Annotated in this window: 14 protein-coding genes; 8 read left to right on the top strand and 6 right to left on the bottom strand. The window is 51.1% G+C overall.

Going from position 1 to position 17,473, the window contains the following annotated elements:
- Positions 1–135: 135 nt before the first annotated feature.
- From aceF to ampD, 4 genes are all read right to left on the bottom strand, one after another.
- A complete protein-coding gene (gene aceF, locus NHN17_RS03865) occupies positions 136–2,025 on the bottom strand; it encodes a pyruvate dehydrogenase complex dihydrolipoyllysine-residue acetyltransferase (RefSeq protein ID WP_255040817.1) in 1,890 nt (629 codons plus the stop codon).
- A gap of 14 nt (positions 2,026–2,039) precedes the next feature.
- Entirely contained in the window at positions 2,040–4,718 is a 2,679-nt protein-coding gene (gene aceE, locus NHN17_RS03860) for a pyruvate dehydrogenase (acetyl-transferring), homodimeric type (protein WP_255040816.1), read from the bottom strand.
- 84 nt (positions 4,719–4,802) lie between these two features.
- A complete protein-coding gene (pdhR, locus tag NHN17_RS03855; protein WP_255040815.1) occupies positions 4,803–5,576 on the bottom strand; it encodes a pyruvate dehydrogenase complex transcriptional repressor PdhR in 774 nt (257 codons plus the stop codon).
- 315 nt (positions 5,577–5,891) lie between these two features.
- Positions 5,892–6,446, bottom strand: coding sequence for a 1,6-anhydro-N-acetylmuramyl-L-alanine amidase AmpD (gene ampD, locus NHN17_RS03850; protein ID WP_255040814.1), 555 nt, complete (start codon positions 6,444–6,446; stop codon positions 5,892–5,894).
- Positions 6,447–6,674: 228 nt separating this feature from the next.
- Between ampD and nadC the strand changes: the two genes are divergently transcribed.
- The 8 genes from nadC (at position 6,675) to yacG (ending at position 13,927) form a co-directional block, all read left to right on the top strand.
- A complete protein-coding gene (nadC, locus tag NHN17_RS03845) occupies positions 6,675–7,562 on the top strand; it encodes a carboxylating nicotinate-nucleotide diphosphorylase (RefSeq protein ID WP_255040849.1) in 888 nt (295 codons plus the stop codon).
- Between the two features lie 303 nt (positions 7,563–7,865).
- The gene (locus NHN17_RS03840; RefSeq protein WP_255040813.1) at positions 7,866–8,312 is read left to right on the top strand and encodes a pilin; all 447 of its coding nucleotides are present in this window, start codon (positions 7,866–7,868) and stop codon (positions 8,310–8,312) included.
- Positions 8,312–10,012 carry a type IV-A pilus assembly ATPase PilB gene (gene pilB, locus NHN17_RS03835; RefSeq protein WP_255040812.1) on the top strand — a complete coding sequence of 567 codons (1,701 nt, stop codon included), beginning with the start codon at positions 8,312–8,314 and terminating at the stop codon, positions 10,010–10,012. The genes NHN17_RS03840 and pilB overlap by 1 nt, the downstream gene beginning before the upstream one ends.
- Positions 10,013–10,087: 75 nt before the next feature.
- Positions 10,088–11,308 carry a type II secretion system F family protein gene (locus NHN17_RS03830; protein WP_255040811.1) on the top strand — a complete coding sequence of 407 codons (1,221 nt, stop codon included), beginning with the start codon at positions 10,088–10,090 and terminating at the stop codon, positions 11,306–11,308.
- Positions 11,309–11,449: 141 nt separating this feature from the next.
- On the top strand, positions 11,450–12,319 hold the full coding sequence (locus NHN17_RS03825; protein ID WP_255040810.1) for a prepilin peptidase: 870 nt from the start codon (positions 11,450–11,452) through the stop codon (positions 12,317–12,319).
- Positions 12,320–12,322: 3 nt separating this feature from the next.
- Positions 12,323–12,943: a dephospho-CoA kinase gene (gene coaE, locus NHN17_RS03820; protein ID WP_255040809.1), complete on the top strand. Its 621-nt coding sequence runs from the start codon at positions 12,323–12,325 to the stop codon at positions 12,941–12,943.
- A 19-nt stretch (positions 12,944–12,962) separates the two neighbouring features.
- Positions 12,963–13,700, top strand: coding sequence for a cell division protein ZapD (gene zapD, locus NHN17_RS03815; protein ID WP_255040808.1), 738 nt, complete (start codon positions 12,963–12,965; stop codon positions 13,698–13,700).
- Positions 13,701–13,708: 8 nt separating this feature from the next.
- Entirely contained in the window at positions 13,709–13,927 is a 219-nt protein-coding gene (yacG, locus tag NHN17_RS03810) for a DNA gyrase inhibitor YacG (protein WP_255040807.1), read from the top strand.
- A 121-nt stretch (positions 13,928–14,048) separates the two neighbouring features.
- On the opposite strand, the gene mutT is transcribed toward yacG, so the two are convergent.
- Positions 14,049–14,462: an 8-oxo-dGTP diphosphatase MutT gene (mutT, locus tag NHN17_RS03805; protein ID WP_255040806.1), complete on the bottom strand. Its 414-nt coding sequence runs from the start codon at positions 14,460–14,462 to the stop codon at positions 14,049–14,051.
- Between the two features lie 101 nt (positions 14,463–14,563).
- Positions 14,564–17,290, bottom strand: coding sequence for a preprotein translocase subunit SecA (secA, locus tag NHN17_RS03800; protein WP_255040805.1), 2,727 nt, complete (start codon positions 17,288–17,290; stop codon positions 14,564–14,566).
- Positions 17,291–17,473: the final 183 nt, after the last annotated feature.

The raw sequence follows: 17,473 nt of genomic DNA, 5'->3' as shown, positions 1-17,473 counted from the left end.
GTTCTATTTCTTGTTTCAGCTAGCTAACGATTTTACAGAGGTGTTAACAAACTGAAAAGAAAATTGCTATAGCCTGTGAGCTACACAACACTTCCATGCCCGCTTTTGCAGGCATGGAGGTTGGGCTAAGAAACCTTAAAGTACCAGACGGCGAATGTCAGACAGACACGCGTTCAGGTATGTAATGAAGCGAGCACCTTCCGCACCATCGATCACACGGTGGTCGTATGATAGTGACAGTGGAAGCTGTAGGCGTGGTTCGAACTCTTTACCGTTCCACACTGGCTTCATTTCAGACTTAGATACACCCAGGATACCAACTTCTGGTGCATTCACGATTGGTGTGAATGCAGTACCGCCGATACCGCCTAGGCTTGAGATAGTGAAACAACCGCCCTGCATATCAGAAGCCGTCAGCTTACCGGCACGTGCTTTCTTCGAAATCGCTTTCAGCTCATCAGATAGCTCGTAGATACCTTTCTTGTTCACGTCTTTGAAGACAGGAACAACAAGGCCGTTTGGCGTATCAACTGCGATACCTACGTTCACATACTTCTTCAGGATCAGGCTTTCACCGTCATCAGATAGAGAAGAGTTGAATGCAGGGAAGGCTTCAAGCGCTTTCGCTACCGCTTTCATGATGAACACAAGTGGCGTGATCTTCATGCCAGTATCTTTCTTCGCTTCAATCGCGTTCTGCTCTTTACGGAATGCTTCAAGCGCTGTGATATCTGCGTTGTCCCACTGTGTAACGTGAGGGATCATTACCCAGTTACGGTGCAGGTTAGCACCAGAGATCTTCTTGATACGAGAAAGCTTCTGAACTTCGGTCTCACCGAACTTGCTGAAGTCAACTTTCGGCCATGGCAGTAGACCTAGCGCAGAGCCGTCACCGCTGCCAGATGCCGCCGCACCAGACTCAAGACGCTTAAGCGCTTCTTTCACGAAGCTCTGAACGTCTTCTTTCAGGATACGATTCTTACGACCCGTACCTTTAACCTTGGAGAGGTTAACACCGAATTCACGCGCTAAACGACGAACAACTGGAGACGCGTGTGCGTACTCGTGGTTTTCCTGGAATTCACCCGTTGTAGCTGGAGTTGCTGGAGTAGCTGCCGCAGATGCTGCTGGAGCAGGTGCTGGCGTTGCTGCCGCAGGAGCCGCTGCAGGTGCTGGCGCTGCCGCCACCGGAGTGCCAGCCACTTCAAATACCATGATTAGCGAGCCAGTTGACACTTTGTCGCCTGCTGCAATCTTGATTTCTTTAACCGTACCCGCGAATGGTGCAGGAACTTCCATCGAAGCCTTGTCACCTTCAACAGTGATCAGAGATTGCTCTTCTTCCACTGTATCGCCAACTGCAACCATGATTTCAGTCACTTCGACTTCATCACCGCCGATATCTGGCACATTGACTTCTTTTGCAGCAGAGGCTGCAGGAGCCGCCGCTGGCGCTTCCGCTGGAGCTGCTGCCGCAGGTGCAGAACCTGCAGTTTCGAAGATCATGATAAGAGAGCCAGTCGATACTTTATCGCCTGCTGCTACTTTGATCTCTTTTAGCGTACCGGCAAATGGTGCTGGTACTTCCATTGATGCTTTGTCGCCTTCAACAGTAAGAAGAGACTGCTCTTCTTCGATGCTGTCGCCAACTGCAACCATGATTTCAGTTACTTCAACTTCGTCGCCACCGATATCCGGTACGTGAACTTCTTTAAGTTCTGAAGTCGCAGGAGCCGCTGCTGCTGGAGCAGCAGGCGCGGCTTCAGCCGCAGGAGCAGGTGCTGCAGCGGCAGCCTCTGCTTCGAAAATCATGATTAGTGAACCGGTAGAAACAGTGTCGCCTTCAGCCACTTTGATTTCTTTAACGATACCCGCCTGAGAAGCTGGAACTTCCATAGAAGCCTTGTCGCCTTCGACAGTGATCAGTGACTGCTCTTCTTCAACCTTGTCGCCAACGCTAACAAGAATCTCAGTAACTTCAACCTCATCTGCACCGATGTCAGGTACATTAATTTCGATTGCCATGTTTAATTTGCCTCTTACGCGTATAGCGGGTTGATCTTGTCTGCGTCGATGTCGAACTTAGCAATTGCTTGTGCAACTACTGATTTCTCAACATCACCACGCTTAGCCAGTTCAGTCAGTGCAGCAACAACTACGTAGCCAGCATTAACTTCGAAGTGGCGGCGTAGGTTCGCACGGCTGTCAGAGCGGCCGAAACCGTCAGTACCAAGTACTTTGAAAGACTCAGAAGGCATGAACGCACGAACTTGTTCTGCGTAGTTCTTCATGTAGTCAGTCGCAGCAATAGCGGGCTCAGTACCCATCACTTCAGTGATGTAAGGTACTTTCGCTTCTGCTTCTGGGTGAAGCATGTTGAAGCGCTCTGCATCCTGACCGTCACGTGTTAGCTCATTGAATGACGTCACGGAGTAAACATCAGAAGCAACGCCGTAGTCATCGCTCAAGATCTGTGCAGCTTTGCGTACTTCGTTCATGATAGTACCAGAGCTCATCAGCTGAACTTTGCGCTCTTTTGCAGACTCAGTGCCCGCGTAAGATTCTAGCTTGTAGATACCCTTACGGATGCCTTCTTCAGCGCCTTCCGGCATTGCTGGCATGGCGTAGTTTTCGTTCATTACCGTTAGGTAATAGAACACGTTCTCTTGGTTCTCACCGTACATGCGACGGATACCGTCTTGCATGATCACCGCTAGCTCGTAAGCAAACGTTGGGTCGTAAGAGATACAGTTAGGGATAGTGTTCGCCTGGATGTGCGAGTGACCATCTTCGTGCTGTAGACCTTCACCGTTCAGGGTTGTACGACCAGCTGTCGCACCTAGAAGGAAGCCACGAGCTTGTTGATCACCTGCTAGCCATGCCATGTCACCAATACGTTGGAAACCGAACATTGAGTAGTAGATGTAGAACGGGATCATAGGCAGGTCGTTGGTGCTGTATGACGTTGCAGCAGCAACCCAAGATGCCATTGAACCAAGTTCGTTGATACCTTCTTGTAGAACCTGACCAGAAGTCGCTTCTTTGTAGTAAGAGACTACACCGCGGTCTTCAGGTGTGTACTCTTGACCGTGTGGGTTGTAGATCCCCACCTGGCGGAATAGACCTTCCATACCAAAAGTACGCGCTTCATCACAGATGATCGGCACGATATTCTTACCGATGCTCTTATCTTTCAGAAGGATGTTTAGCGTACGTACGTAAGCCATTGTGGTAGAGATGTCACGCTTTTGCTCTACAAGTAGAGAAGAGAACGCGTCTAGCTCAGGCACTTTGAACTCTTGAGTAAACTTAGGCAGGCGTTTAGGCGTGTAACCATGCAGTGCGTTACGACGAGCATGCAAGTATTCGTACTCAGCCGACCCTTCTTCCAGTTTCAGGTATGGAAGATCTTTGATCTTCTCATCTGAAAGGATGTCTTGTAGGCCTAGACGGTCGCGCAGGTGCTGAACATGAGTCATGTCCATTTTCTTCACACCGTGAGCGATGTTTTTGCCTTCTGCCGCTTCACCCATGCCGTAACCTTTAACAGTCTTAGCGAGGATCACGGTTGGCTTGCCGCCTGTTTCTTTTGCATTGTTGAATGCAGCGAACAGTTTAGATGAATCATGACCACCACGCTTAAGCGCGAAGATTTCGTCATCAGTCATATCAGCAACAAGTGCCGCGGTTTCTGGGTACTTACCAAAGAAGTGCTCACGTACGTAGGCGCCATCTTTCGACTTGAATGTCTGGTAGTCACCGTCGATCGTTTCGTTCATTAGCTGAAGAAGCTTACCGGAAGTGTCTTTCGCTAGCAGAGAATCCCAGTTGCTACCCCAGATAACTTTAACAACATTCCAACCTGCGCCTTTAAATAGGCCTTCAAGCTCTTGGATGATGCTACCGTTACCCATAACAGGGCCATCTAGACGCTGCAGGTTACAGTTGATAAGGAAACATAGGTTGTCCAGCTTCTCACGTGCAGCGAAAGAGATCGCGCCGCGTGATTCTGGCTCATCCATCTCACCATCGCCCAGGAACGCGTAAACGCGTTGCGCTGAAGTCTCTTTCAGACCACGGCCTTCAAGGTACTTAAGGAAGCGCGCTTGGTAGATAGCAGAGATTGGGCCCAACCCCATAGAAACTGTCGGGAACTGCCAGAATTCAGGCATTAGTTTAGGGTGCGGGTATGATGGGATACCTTTACCGTCTACTTCTTGGCGGAAGTTGTCTAGCTGCTCTTCAGTCAGGCGGCCTTCAACAAATGCGCGAGAATAGATACCTGGAGAGATGTGACCCTGGTAGTAAACCAAATCGCCGCCATCAACGTCGTTTGGTGCACGGAAGAAGTGGTTGAAACATACTTCGTAGAATGCAGAGGCGGACTGGTAAGAAGCCATGTGGCCACCTAGGTCCAAATCTTTCTTAGAAGCACGCAGTACAATCATGATTGCGTTCCAACGAATAATGGAACGAATACGGCGCTCAAGTGTTGTATCACCTGGGTATGCAGGTTCCTGTGCCGCTGGGATCGTATTGATGTAGTTGGTTGTCATTCCTGTTGGCATATCTACGCCATCAAGACGAGCCTTGTCCAGTACTTGCTCAAGTAGGTACTGGGCGCGTTCTACACCTTCTTCACGAACCACTGACTCTAGGGCTGCTAGCCACTCTTGAGTTTCCAGTGCATCCACGTCATTTTTCATGACTTCAGACATGCGATCTATCCTTTCGTTGATAATCTACAAAACTAACAATGTCGCGACTGTTTACTAGCGCCCTCGGCTTATATGAGAGGTGCTCTAATCCAGCCCGTCCTTGCGTTGTTGAATGCGGCGAAGAGAGCGTTCTCGTCTACTGTCTTCTCGCGATAAATCCAACAAGGTTTCCTCGATATAAGCCAAATGTGCATGCGATGCTTCGCGGGCCTGTTCGGGCTCACCCGAAACAATCGCTTGGACAATGTTGGCTCGATGATTGCGCACCTTTTCCACCACATCGGGGCGACGGTTCAGGAGCTCAAAGTTTTGTAATACGTTTTGCTCCAGCAGAGGGGCAAGGCTACGGATGATATGGAGCAATACCACATTGTGAGCGGACTCGGTCACCGCTATCAGGTATTGCATCACAGCGGCGGCTTCGGCCGGCATATCACCTTGCTGCTGGGCTTCCTGTATCCGCGCATGGCAGTCACGGATACGGGTAAAATCTTCAGAGTTTCCGCGCAAGGCGGCATAGTAGGCAGCCAGGCCCTCGAGGGCGTGGCGCGACTCCAGTAGGTCTAGCTGGGTCTCTGGATGGGCGGAAAGTAGTTCCAACAGTGGCTCGGAAAAGCTCTGCCATAGCTTTTCGGTCACAAAGGTTCCGCCACCCTGACGGCGCGTGAGCAGTTTTTTTGCCTCTAGGCGCTGGATAGCTTCACGGACAGATGGGCGAGAAACATCGAATTGCTTGGCCAGCTCACGTTCAGGCGGCAGCTGCTGACCCGGGGATAGGATTCCCTCTAGGATCAGGTGCTCTAGTTCCTGCTCGATAGCATCGGAGAGCTTAGGTTGGCGAATTCGTTTATAAGTCATTAGTTATTGATTCTTAGTTGCACTTATTACGTTTCAAGGTAGTCCGGAATGCGGGTAATTGGTATTACCAATTAAACTGTAGTTGGAAATTTTACATAAATAATTGAAGATGTCTAGCAACAACTTGACTGAAATCATAGAACGAGGGGTTATTTAACAAAAATTTCAAATTATGAAAACTTGTTAAAACATGACAAACACTAGTATTCAACAGGGGTTAGAGCAAGATGAGGCGAAGAAACCAACAATGGTCAGACCATTTGTTTGTTACACTTCCTCGCCAATTTCTGCATCAGCCATGCGGCTAAGGGGCGATTATTTGAGCAAAATTGAAGACTTAAAAGCAAGCCAATCAAATGCCAACCCTGGGTCGGTTTTTCGCCCGGGTGCGATAAATTCATGACCAGTGATCCGGCTAGCGTTCATGCGGGGATAGTGATCAAGCAGCACTTGGGTCAGCGCAGCTAGGGTGTCATACTGGGTCTGGGTATATGGCAGGGTATCCGTACCTTCCAGTTCAATTCCGATTGAGTAGTCATTGCACTTGTCACGACCTGCAAATGTCGACACACCAGCATGCCAAGCCCGACAATCAAATGGAACAAATTGAATAATAACGCCATTTCGCATAATTAGACAATGGGCTGATACCCGAAAGCCAGAAATTAACTCGAAATAGGGATGTGCGTCAGGTTTTAGGGTTCCGGTAAACAGCTGTTCGATATAAGGGCCGCCAAATTGGCCTGGCGGCAAACTGATATTATGCACAACAAGCAGCGAAATATCGTCACAGTCCGGTCTGGCATCGTGAAACGGTGAAGGGACATGCTTGACCCCTTCCAGCCAATGCTCTTGGTTGATTGTTAGCATTTTATATCCTTTGGCTCTGGGCTATCTCAAACAGAGTTTAACAGTCCAACGGCGAGTCAAGCTATTGTTCTTGCTTTCGCCCTTCCCATCGCCTATGACGGCTCAGCCTAGGGCCTGATTATCCTAGGATCTCACCTCGCATCGCGGTATGATCAGTACCAGTAACCCGGGAGCGCCTCCCGCCCCGATTAAGCAGCCAAACCTTGCTACGGATTTGTCATGACTCAAATGGAAAAGAAGCACGACAGCGAATCGCGCTTGAATTACCTTAAACAGCAGCTTCCCATCGAAATTACCCGTGCCGTTGCCGACACCCTGCGTGAAGATCTTGGCGGTGAAATTGATGCCAGCCGCGATATTACCGCCAGCCTGATCCCAGAAGGTGCCCAAGGCGTCGCCACCATCATTACCCGTGAGCATGGTATTTTCTGCGGCCAACTGTGGGCCGAGGAAGTATTCCGCCAGCTGGGTGGCGAAGTCTGCATTGAGTGGCATGTTGCAGACGGCGACACGGTCGAGCCGAACCAAACCCTGTGTACCCTGAGCGGCCCGTCTCGTACCCTGCTGACCGGCGAGCGTAACGCGATGAACTTCATCCAGACCCTATCCGGCTGTGCTACAACAGTGGCCGGGTACGCCAAACAGCTAGAAGGTACTCACTGCCGTCTGCTGGATACCCGCAAGACTATCCCGGGCCTGCGCAGCGCACTGAAATATGCCGTCACCTGCGGCGGCGGCTACAACCACCGTATCGGCGTTTTCGATGCCTACCTAATCAAGGAAAACCACATCATCGCCTGTGGTGGCATTGAACAAGCGATCAGCACCGCTAAGCAGCTCAACCCTGGCAAGCCAGTAGAAGTGGAAACCGAATCACTGGCGGAGCTACAACAAGCCATTGATGCCGGCGCCGATATCATCATGCTGGATAACTTCACCACCGACATGATGCGTCAAGCCGTGGCCATCAACGCTGGCCGTGCCGCGCTGGAAAACTCCGGCAACGTCACGCTGGAAACGATTCGTGAATTCGCCCAAACGGGTGTGGACTACATCTCCGTCGGCGCGCTGACCAAGCACCTCAAGGCGATGGACTTGTCGATGCGGTTTAAATAAGCGTAGTCAGTCTTTACGCGAATATCAGAGCAGGCTCCGAATGGAGCCTGTTTTTGTTTGGGGTCACTGGCAGCAAAAACCTACATATTGACAATAAAATCAAAAACTTTCATTCATTACATCCTCTTTACCCTCTCCGTGCTAGCGCAAAGTCACTCGCATTGTTTACTGCAAAGATTGCAAGATCCCACTCATTTATTAGAACCATTTCCCGCAACCTTTCGCAGGCAATAAAACACCATGAATATCAAGCGTATGCTGGCTACACATAAACAGTGATGGTTACAAGACAAGGACAAAACAATGAAAGGACAAAAAGGCTTTACGCTGATTGAATTGATGATAGTGGTGGCGATTATTGGTGTATTGAGTGCGTTTGCTGTACCTGCTTATCAAAATTACACCAAGCGAGCTCATGCCAGTGAGATGCTAAGTGCTACTGCCGCATTTAAAACCGCTGTTGGAATCTGTCTTCTTGATGGTAAAAGTGACTGTTCAAGTGGTAATGGTGGTGTTCCAGCCCAACAACAATTTCAGAAAAGTGCTACAGACGATTTCACTATTGATTCAACAGTGGCCCAGGCAACACTTGGAGCATCAACTGGCACCGTAGTAGCAACAGCTGTAGCAAAAGGCTCTCTTCCTGTTGGAGCAACTGTTGTACTGACCCCTACTTTATCAACTAATGGCGTTGTATGGGAGACTACATGTACAGGTAATGGCAATACAGACTGGTGCCCAGCAAGCTAATGCACACCAACCTCGCTTCTATTCTGCACCAGGCTGAGCTAATCAGCCCGGTGCAGTTGCAACAGGTGATCGATCAGGTACAGGCAGAAAAACTGTCTGTACCTGCTGCCTTGATTGGACTGGGGATCATGACCAGTCAGGACCTAGCCCGTCAGCTGGAAGTGATTTTTGCTGTTGCGCTGGTTGATGCCCACCAGTACGACTATGCCGAGTGCTGCAAAACTCTCAACCTGCGTGACTTAATACTGCGCCACCGAGTACTGCCATTAAGTGCCACCGACAATACCCTGTTTATCGGCCTGTGCGATCCGACCTACCTCGATGCCCTCGATGAATTCCGTTTTGCCACCGGCAAGCATGTCGAACCAATGTTACTCGAACACAAACAGCTTGAAGCAGCCATACGCCGGGTCTACGGCAGCGAGCTCAAGGGCACCGAGCAGCACGCGCCACAACGCGGCATCAGCGACAGTGAGCTGACCGAGCTGGTCGATCTCAGTGATGGCGAGCTGATCGATGACACCACGGATCTCAGCAACGACAGCGCCCCGGTGACCCGTTATATCAACCAAACCCTGCTCGATGCACTGCGCAAACACGCCTCGGATATCCATTTCGAGCCCTACGAAAAGACTTTCCGGATCCGCTTTCGTTGCGATGGGATTTTGCACCAATATGCGACCCCACCAGCGAATCTGTCGCGCCGACTCTCAACCCGTCTCAAGGTAATGTCGCGGCTCGATATTGCCGAGCGGCGGATCCCGCAAGATGGCCGGATCAAGCTCAAACTATCAGAGGCGGTTTCGGTTGATCTACGGGTCTCGACCCTGCCCACCATGTGGGGTGAAAAAGTGGTATTGCGGATCCTCGATGCCAGCAGCAGCAAGCTCGACATTGATCTGCTTGGTTACAACGACGGTCAGAAAAAAGCCTACCTTGCTGCATTGAACCAGCCACAGGGCATGATCCTGATGACCGGCCCGACCGGTAGCGGCAAAACCGTATCACTGTATGCCGGGTTGCGGATCCTTAATACCGAAGCACGCAATATTTCCACCGCCGAAGATCCGGTCGAGATCAACCTGCCGGGGATTAACCAGGTACAGATCAACCCCGCAACCGGCTTGGGCTTTGCCGAAGCGCTGCGGGCCTTCCTACGCCAAGACCCGGATGTGGTCATGGTCGGCGAAATTCGTGATATCGAAACCGGTGGCATTGCGGTCAAAGCTGCCCAGACCGGCCACCTCGTACTCTCCACCTTGCATACTAACTCAGCCGCCGAAACCATCACCCGATTGACCAACATGGGGATCGAAGATTTCAACTTGGCCTCATCGCTCAGCCTGATCATTGCCCAGCGCCTCGCACGCAGGCTGTGCCCGCATTGCAAGGAGCCGGACGATATCGACCCGTTGCTGTGTGCCAAGCTCGACATACCGCCGAATGCCAAACTGTTCAAGGCTAGCTCAAACGGTTGTGATGACTGTAACAAAGGCTATTTGGGCCGAGTCGGCATTTACGAAATCATGCCCTTTTCCCGTCCGCTATCCCAAGCGCTGATGCAAGGTGCCAGCACGTTAGAACTCGAAGACATCGCCTGCCAGCAAGGCATGATCACCCTCAAACAGGCCGGTATCGAAAAACTATGCCAAGGTACCACCAGCTTGGCTGAGCTGCAGCGTGTGCTCCATTTCGTGTAAAGCCACCTGGCTTACACATGCTCACATAGCACCACCTTAAAAGAACACGGACACCTAGCTAAATAAGGACTCCCCATGGCTCAGGAAAGAAAAATACGCTATTACCGCTGGCGCGGGATCAACCCTACCGGTAAGCGCCTATCCGGCATCATGGTTGGCTACCAAGAGCAAGAAATCCGGGCCAAGCTCAATGAGCAACAAATCCAGGCTAAGAAAATCAAACGCTACAAGCCCTCGACGCTGAGCAAGCGGCGCAACCAGTTTACCTCTAAAGATGTCACCGCCATCACCCGCCAACTGGCAACTATCGTCAACTCTGGTGTCCCGGTGGTGCAGGCGCTCAAGCTGATTGCTCATAGCCACAACAAAGCCGAAGCCAGAGCCACGCTAACGATGGTCAGCAATCAGGTCGAAGCTGGCTTAAGTCTGGCCAGAGCCTTGAATACCAGCTCGCCGTTGTTCGATAACTTCTATTGCGATCTCGTCGCCACTGGCGAGCAAACTGGCCATTTAGCACAAGCCTTTGAACGTCTTGCGACCTACCGGGAAAAAAGCGAAGCCATGCGCAAAAAGGTCATCAAGGCGATGATTTACCCCATCATGGTCACGATTACCGCCATCCTTGTTACCTTGTTGATGCTGATCTTCGTGATCCCGCAATTTGCTAATATTTTCAAAGGATTTGGCGCTGAACTGCCGTGGCTCACCCAGAAAATCATTGATGTGTCTAACTTCTTGCTTAGCGACGGCCCCCTCCTTGCACTGGGCTTACTGGCCGTCTCCATACTTGCCGTCATGGCCTACCGTAGGTCAGACAAAAATAAACTTCGGGTCCATCGAGCCCTGCTCGTCTTTCCTATTGTCGGGCCTATCATGCTCAAAGCCGCAATTGCCCGTTTCGCCCGCACCCTTGCCACCACCTTCTCTTCGGGGATCCCGCTACTGTCAGGTATAGAGGCTGCCGGCAAGACCGCAGGCAACCGCTTTATCGAGCAAGCTATTGAAGGCGCGCACAGCAATACGGCTGCTGGTATGCCGCTTCACCTCGCCCTGCGCCACAGCGAAGTTTTTCCCGAGCTGATGCTACAAATGGTAATGATCGGCGAAGAGTCAGGCTCTATTGATGACATGCTTAACAAGATTGCCTTCACCTACGAAAGCGATGTCGACAATACGGTCGATAATCTGGGTAAAATTCTAGAGCCGCTGATTATCCTGTTCCTCGGCGGGGTCATCGGCGGGCTACTGGTTGCTATGTATATGCCAGTGTTCAAGCTGATGAGTGTGGTTGGCTAGACGTAAGGTGCGAGGGCCTAGGCCATGGTCTTCTTGGCTATGGTCTTCAAGGTTTTAGCAACCGCTTTTCCTAGGATCTGCCTTTATCCTCCGGCACGATTCCCCTACAATATCCCCATTGAGTAATATGAGAGTTTTTTCATGACGCTGCTGTCTGTATATCCTTGGTTATTTCCTGTTTTTGCGGCAATTTTCGGATTGCTAATTGGTAGTTTCCTCAACGTGGTGATCCACCGCCTGCCAATTATGATGGAACGCCAATGGAGAGCTGACTGCATCGAGTATTTTCCTGAGCTTGGCCCGCAGCAAGACACCAGTACCTTTAACCTCAGTGTCCCGCGTTCACGTTGCCCTCACTGCCAGCAACAGATCAGCATGTGGGATAACATTCCGGTGATCAGCTGGCTGCTGCTTAAAGGTAAGTGCCGCCACTGCAAAGCCAGTATCAGTGCCCGTTATCCGGCCATCGAAGTGTTGACCGCCGCCGTAAGTACCACTGTCGCTCTCTACCTACCACCTTCGACGTGGTCACTGGCGGTCATTTTATTCAGCTTTGCGCTTATCGCCCTGACCTTTATCGACATCGACAAGATGTTACTGCCGGATCAAATCACCCTGCCGCTAATGTGGGCTGGCTTGATGCTGTCGCTACTGGGGATCTCCCCGGTCAGCCTGCGAGATGCCATTATTGGTGCCATGGCTGGCTACCTATCACTATGGAGCTTGTACTGGGCCTTCAAGTTACTAACCGGTAAAGAAGGCATGGGATACGGTGACTTCAAACTTCTGGCTGCGCTCGGCGCTTGGCTGGGTTGGCAGTTACTGCCGTTTGTCGTGCTGTTTTCCTCTCTGGTCGGTGCTATCTGCGGCATTATCATGCTGCGCCGCCAACAGGCAGACGGCCAACAACCTTTTTCGTTCGGCCCTTATCTGGCGACTGCCGGCTGGGTGGCGATGCTGTGGGGCGAGCCGTTGCTCAATTGGTATCTAACCTCCTACCTAGGGCTTTAATGTATGTCTCTTGTAATCGGATTAACTGGCGGGATCGGTAGCGGCAAAACAACTATCGCTAATTTATTTGCCGCCCAGCACATTGATATCATCGATGCCGATATCGTTGCCCGCGAAGTGGTTGAGCCCGGCAGTGCTGGCTTGCAGGCCATTGTGGAGAGGTTGGGTTCTGACATCTTACTGACAGATGGGTCGCTCAATCGCAGTAAGCTGCGTGAAGCCATCTTCAGTGATAGTCAATTAAAAGAGTGGCTTAACCAATTATTGCATCCGATGATCAGGAAAAAGATGCAGCAGGATATCGCGGCCACCCAATCACCGTATTGCTTGCTGGTTGTCCCGCTTATGGTAGAAAATAACCTTCAGGCAATGACCGATCGCCTGTTGGTGGTCGATGTCGATGAAGCGATCCAGGTTGCCCGGACCCAGCAGCGGGACAATGTCCCTGCCGATCAGGTTCGCCGCATTCTTGCTTCTCAGGCCAGCCGTGAACAGCGCCTTGCTGCTGCCGACGATGTGATCTGCAATAATGGCAATGGTGACAACCTCGAGCAGCAAGTGGCCAAACTGCACCAAGAATACCTGGCGCTGAGCCGCCAGCAAAACAATACACCGCAGTGCTAACTAATTTGGGTAGGTTGATATGCAAGTAAACCGCTTTGAACACCCGTTAAACGAAAAGGTACGAATTTACCTTCGCTTGGAGTACCTGATCCGTCAGATGCACCATGCTAGCGATCTCACCGATCCATGGCAGCATCAGCTATTTTTTCGCGCTCTGTTTGATTTGCTGGAAATTCTCGACCAGATCCAGCTCAAGGCAGAGCTCGCTAAAGATCTGGACAAGCAACGCGGACGACTCAAGCACTGGCTCAACATTGACGGGGTGGATCAAACCGCCCTGCTGGCCCTGCTCGATCAATTGGAGCAGGCCCAACACCAGTTGTTGACCGCCAATCGCCTGGGCCAAGCCCTGCGCGAAGACCGCTTCCTCGGCGGGATCAAACAACGCCTGTCGATCCCGGGAGGCAGCTGCTGCTTTGATTTACCGGCCCTACACCACTGGCTGCATTTGCCGCTTGCTCACAAACAGAGCGATCTGGGCAACTGGCTCTTACAAATCAAAGAGCTAAGTATTGCCCTAAACCTTTGGCTCAAGCTGGTACGAGAAAGCGGCCAGTTCCAAAACCAGGTCGCACGTGGCGGTTTCTTCCAGCATGATACGGATGAAGCCAGCCTGATCCGACTTGATATTTGCCCTAGCCATGGTGTCTACCCTATGATATCGGGACATCGCAGCCGGTTTGCCATCCGCTTCATGCCATTTGAAGAAGGTGCCGGTATTGCCGAGACGATTGAATTTAAACTAGCGATTTGCTGAGGTAACAAGTGACGCAATCCAACACACCAGCCACACCGATCACCGTGGTGAAATGCCCGACCTGCCAAACTGATGTTGTGTGGGGAGAGCATAGCCCGTACCGCCCGTTCTGCTGCAAACGCTGCCAGCTGATCGACTTGGGCGAGTGGGCTGAAGAAGAGAAAGCGATCCCAGGTGCACCGGATATGTCTGATTCCGACGGTTGGTCGGAAGATATGGGATATTGATGTCTGGCGAGGGGCTATGGGCTAGAGGAAGAGCCTATAGAAGCATTACTCACTGATTAAAAAAGGGTGGCTTACTTTTGATAAGCCACCCTTTTATATAGAGCTCACTGGCCGATCGCCTTCAGCCACTAGCCTCGCAAAGTCCCATCAACTTCTCGAGCACGACGTCATTGGCTTCAGGGAAGGCATATTTGACCAACTCATCCAACCGAACCCATTCACTTGGCTGGCCTTCTTTGCCGAACGCCTTGCCTTCAAATGCACGTACCAAAAAGAAATCGAACTTCAACGACTTCTCCGGGTAGTCATGCACCAACGCCATGAAGTGTTCCAGCGTAGTCGCCTGTATGCCGACTTCCTCATACAGCTCCCTAACAACCGCCTGCTCGGCCGTTTCGCCTGCTTCGACCTTGCCGCCGGCAAACTCCCAAAAACCGCCCTTATGGGTCTTAGCAGCACGCTGGGTTATGAATACTTTATCTTGTTCGGCATTAAGAATGATCCCTGCCGATATCCACACCTGTTTCTTTTCCAAAGCCGTTTACTCTCTCATTGCCTGATCATCAGATCTCTTTATTAAGTGAAGCATAAGAAAAAGGCCGCAAAGCGGCCTTTTGTATGAGTTAAGCAACCCGGTTAGTTAATCTTACCGTGGCATTGCTTGTACTTCTTGCCAGAGCCACATGGACAAGACTCGTTACGGCCTACCTTGCGTTCTTCGCGTTGGTATGGTGCAGCTTCATCGCTTTCTTGGCTTTCGTCAGCAATTTGGTTTTCCGCATTCTGGTGCTGGAATTGCTGACGGCGAGCAAGCTCTTCAGCTTGGCGGCGGCGCTCTTCTTCAACACGCTCAACCTCTTCCTGCTGCTGAACACGTACCTTGCTCAGAATCGCAATAACGTCAGATTTCAGGCTTTCCAGCATACCTTCGAACAGTTCAAACGACTCACGCTTGTATTCCTGTTTTGGGTTTTTCTGGGCGTAGCCACGCAAGTGGATACCCTGGCGCAGGTGATCCATTGCCGCCAAGTGCTCTTTCCACAGCGTATCAAGGTTTTGCAGCATTACCGTCTTCTCGAAGTTACGCAGCACTTCCGCACCCACAACGTCTTCTTTATGACGGTAAATTTCAACAGCTTGCTCTACGATGCGCTCACGCAGCGCTTCTTCGTACAGTTTTTCTTCGCTGTCCAGCCACTCCTGGATAGGCAATTCCATATCGTAATCGGCTTTCAGACGCTCTTCTAGGCCTTGGATATCCCACATTTCTTCCAGGGATTGTGGCGGGATGTAGCCATCGATAACAGATTGGATCACGTCTTCGCGGTTCTGTTCGATCATCTCGCTGATATCTTCAGCGTTCATCAACTCGTCACGCAGCTCGTAAACCACCTTACGCTGGTCGTTGGCCACATCATCGAATTCAAGCAGCTGCTTACGGATATCGAAGTTACGGCCTTCAACCTTGCGCTGAGCGTTTTCAATCGCCTTGGTCACCCATGGGTGCTCAATCGCTTCGCCTTCTTCCATACCCAGCTTCTTCATCATGTTCGAAACACGATCCGAAGCGAAGATACGCATCAGGCCATCTTCCATCGATAGATAGAAGCGCGATGAACCGGCATCACCCTGACGACCTGAACGACCACGCAGCTGGTTATCAATACGGCGAGATTCATGGCGCTCGGTACCGATAATGTGCAGACCACCAGACGCCAGCACGGCATCGTGCAGCTGCTGCCAATCGGCTTTGATCTTGGCGATTTGATCGTCTGTTGGGTTATCCAGCTTCGCCACTTCGCTCTGCCATGAACCACCCAGTACGATATCCGTACCACGACCAGCCATGTTGGTTGCGATAGTCACCGCACGAGGCGCACCAGCCTGAGCAACGATATCGGCTTCACGCTCGTGGAACTTGGCATTCAAGACTTCGTGCTTGATACCTTGCTTCTTCAGCGCGTTAGAAAGCAATTCAGATTTTTCAATCGAAACAGTACCAACCAGCACCGGCTGACCTTTTTCGACACGCTCTTTGATGTCTTCACTGATCGCCGCAAATTTCTCTAGCTCGGTCATGTAAACCAAATCACCCATGTCATCACGGATCATCGGCTTGTTGGTTGGCAACACAACCGTTTCAAGACCATAGATAGACTGGAATTCGAATGCTTCGGTATCAGCGGTACCTGTCATGCCTGACAGCTTGGAGTAAAGACGGAAGTAGTTCTGGAACGTGATAGACGCCAGCGTCTGGTTCTCGTTTTGGATCTTCACCCCTTCTTTGGCTTCAACAGCCTGGTGCAGACCTTCAGACCAGCGGCGGCCCGGCATGGTACGACCGGTGTGCTCATCAACGATGATCACTTCATCATCTTTAACAATGTAGTCAACGTCACGCTCGAACAGCACATGGGCACGCAATGCGGCATTAACGTGGTGCAGCAGGCTGATGTTTGCTGGCGAGTAAAGCGTATCGCCCTCTTCCATCATGCCGTGTTGCTTAAGCAAGTCTTCGACAAACTCCTGACCGTTTTCGGTAAGGTGGGACTGCTTCGACTTCTCATCAACCGTGTAGTGGCCTTCACCGCGGTATTCTTCGCTGTCTTCTTGATCCTGCTTCACCAGCTGTGGGATCAGAGTATTGATCTTGGTGTATAGCTCCGAGCTATCTTCGGCTGGACCAGAAATGATAAGCGGGGTACGGGCTTCATCGATAAGGATGGAGTCGACTTCATCGACTACCGCGAAGAAACGCTCGCGCTGTACGCGGTCTTCTGGGCGGAACGCCATGTTGTCACGCAGGTAATCAAAACCAAATTCGTTGTTTGTGCCGTATAGGATGTCGGCTGCGTAGGCTTCTTTCTTCGCCTGAGGCGGCATGTTTGGCACATTAACGCCAACCGTCATACCTAGGAATTCAAATAAAGCGCGGTTGGTTTCAGCATCACGTGCAGCTAGGTAGTCATTCACCGTAACAATGTGCACGCCTTTACCGGTCAGGGCATTGAGGTAGGCTGGCAGGGTCGCTGTCAGGGTCTTACCTTCACCAGTACGCATCTCCGCGATCTGGCAAGCATTCAGTACCATACCACCGATCAGCTGAACGTCGAAGTGGCGCATACCAAACACACGATTGGATGCTTCACGTACGGTAGCAAAGGCTTCAGGTAGTAGCTCGTCAAGGCTTTCACCTTGCTCAATACGCTCGCGGAATTCAACCGTTTTGGCCTTTAGTTCTTCGTCCTGCAAGCTTTCGAATTGAGGTTCAAGCTTGTTGATCTGGTCAACAATTTTGCGCATACGACGCAGTGTGCGGTCGTTACGGCTACCGATAACTTTGGTCAGTAGTTTTGATAACATGGCGTTGCCGTTTTCTCTTAGTTAGTTCAGCCCATCAGGCTGAATTCTTAATTTGAATTTTTCAACCGGGATTATATCAACAAGACGCTAGACTTAGACTTGCGATTAATCATCCCTGTCCCGTCTAAATTCGCCACTGGTGTGACTACGGAAGCCGATACGAAAAACAATGGTTAATGATGA

It is taken from the genome of Photobacterium pectinilyticum (assembly GCF_024357955.1).
Taxonomy (GTDB): Bacteria; Pseudomonadota; Gammaproteobacteria; order Enterobacterales; family Vibrionaceae; genus Photobacterium; species Photobacterium pectinilyticum.
The sequence above is the reverse complement of the archived record's forward strand: the minus strand, read 5'-3'. Positions and strand labels throughout refer to the sequence as shown.

Coding starts and splice junctions, on each gene's coding strand:
- secA (WP_255040805.1), bottom strand. CDS start 17,290: ATGTTATCAAAACTACTGACCAAAGTTATCGGTAGCCGTAACGACCGC.
- NHN17_RS03840 (WP_255040813.1), top strand. CDS start 7,866: ATGAAAGGACAAAAAGGCTTTACGCTGATTGAATTGATGATAGTGGTG.
- NHN17_RS03825 (WP_255040810.1), top strand. CDS start 11,450: ATGACGCTGCTGTCTGTATATCCTTGGTTATTTCCTGTTTTTGCGGCA.
- pilB (WP_255040812.1), top strand. CDS start 8,312: ATGCACACCAACCTCGCTTCTATTCTGCACCAGGCTGAGCTAATCAGC.
- aceE (WP_255040816.1), bottom strand. CDS start 4,718: ATGTCTGAAGTCATGAAAAATGACGTGGATGCACTGGAAACTCAAGAG.
- coaE (WP_255040809.1), top strand. CDS start 12,323: ATGTCTCTTGTAATCGGATTAACTGGCGGGATCGGTAGCGGCAAAACA.
- nadC (WP_255040849.1), top strand. CDS start 6,675: ATGGAAAAGAAGCACGACAGCGAATCGCGCTTGAATTACCTTAAACAG.
- pdhR (WP_255040815.1), bottom strand. CDS start 5,576: ATGACTTATAAACGAATTCGCCAACCTAAGCTCTCCGATGCTATCGAG.
- ampD (WP_255040814.1), bottom strand. CDS start 6,446: ATGCTAACAATCAACCAAGAGCATTGGCTGGAAGGGGTCAAGCATGTC.
- zapD (WP_255040808.1), top strand. CDS start 12,963: ATGCAAGTAAACCGCTTTGAACACCCGTTAAACGAAAAGGTACGAATT.
- NHN17_RS03830 (WP_255040811.1), top strand. CDS start 10,088: ATGGCTCAGGAAAGAAAAATACGCTATTACCGCTGGCGCGGGATCAAC.
- aceF (WP_255040817.1), bottom strand. CDS start 2,025: ATGGCAATCGAAATTAATGTACCTGACATCGGTGCAGATGAGGTTGAA.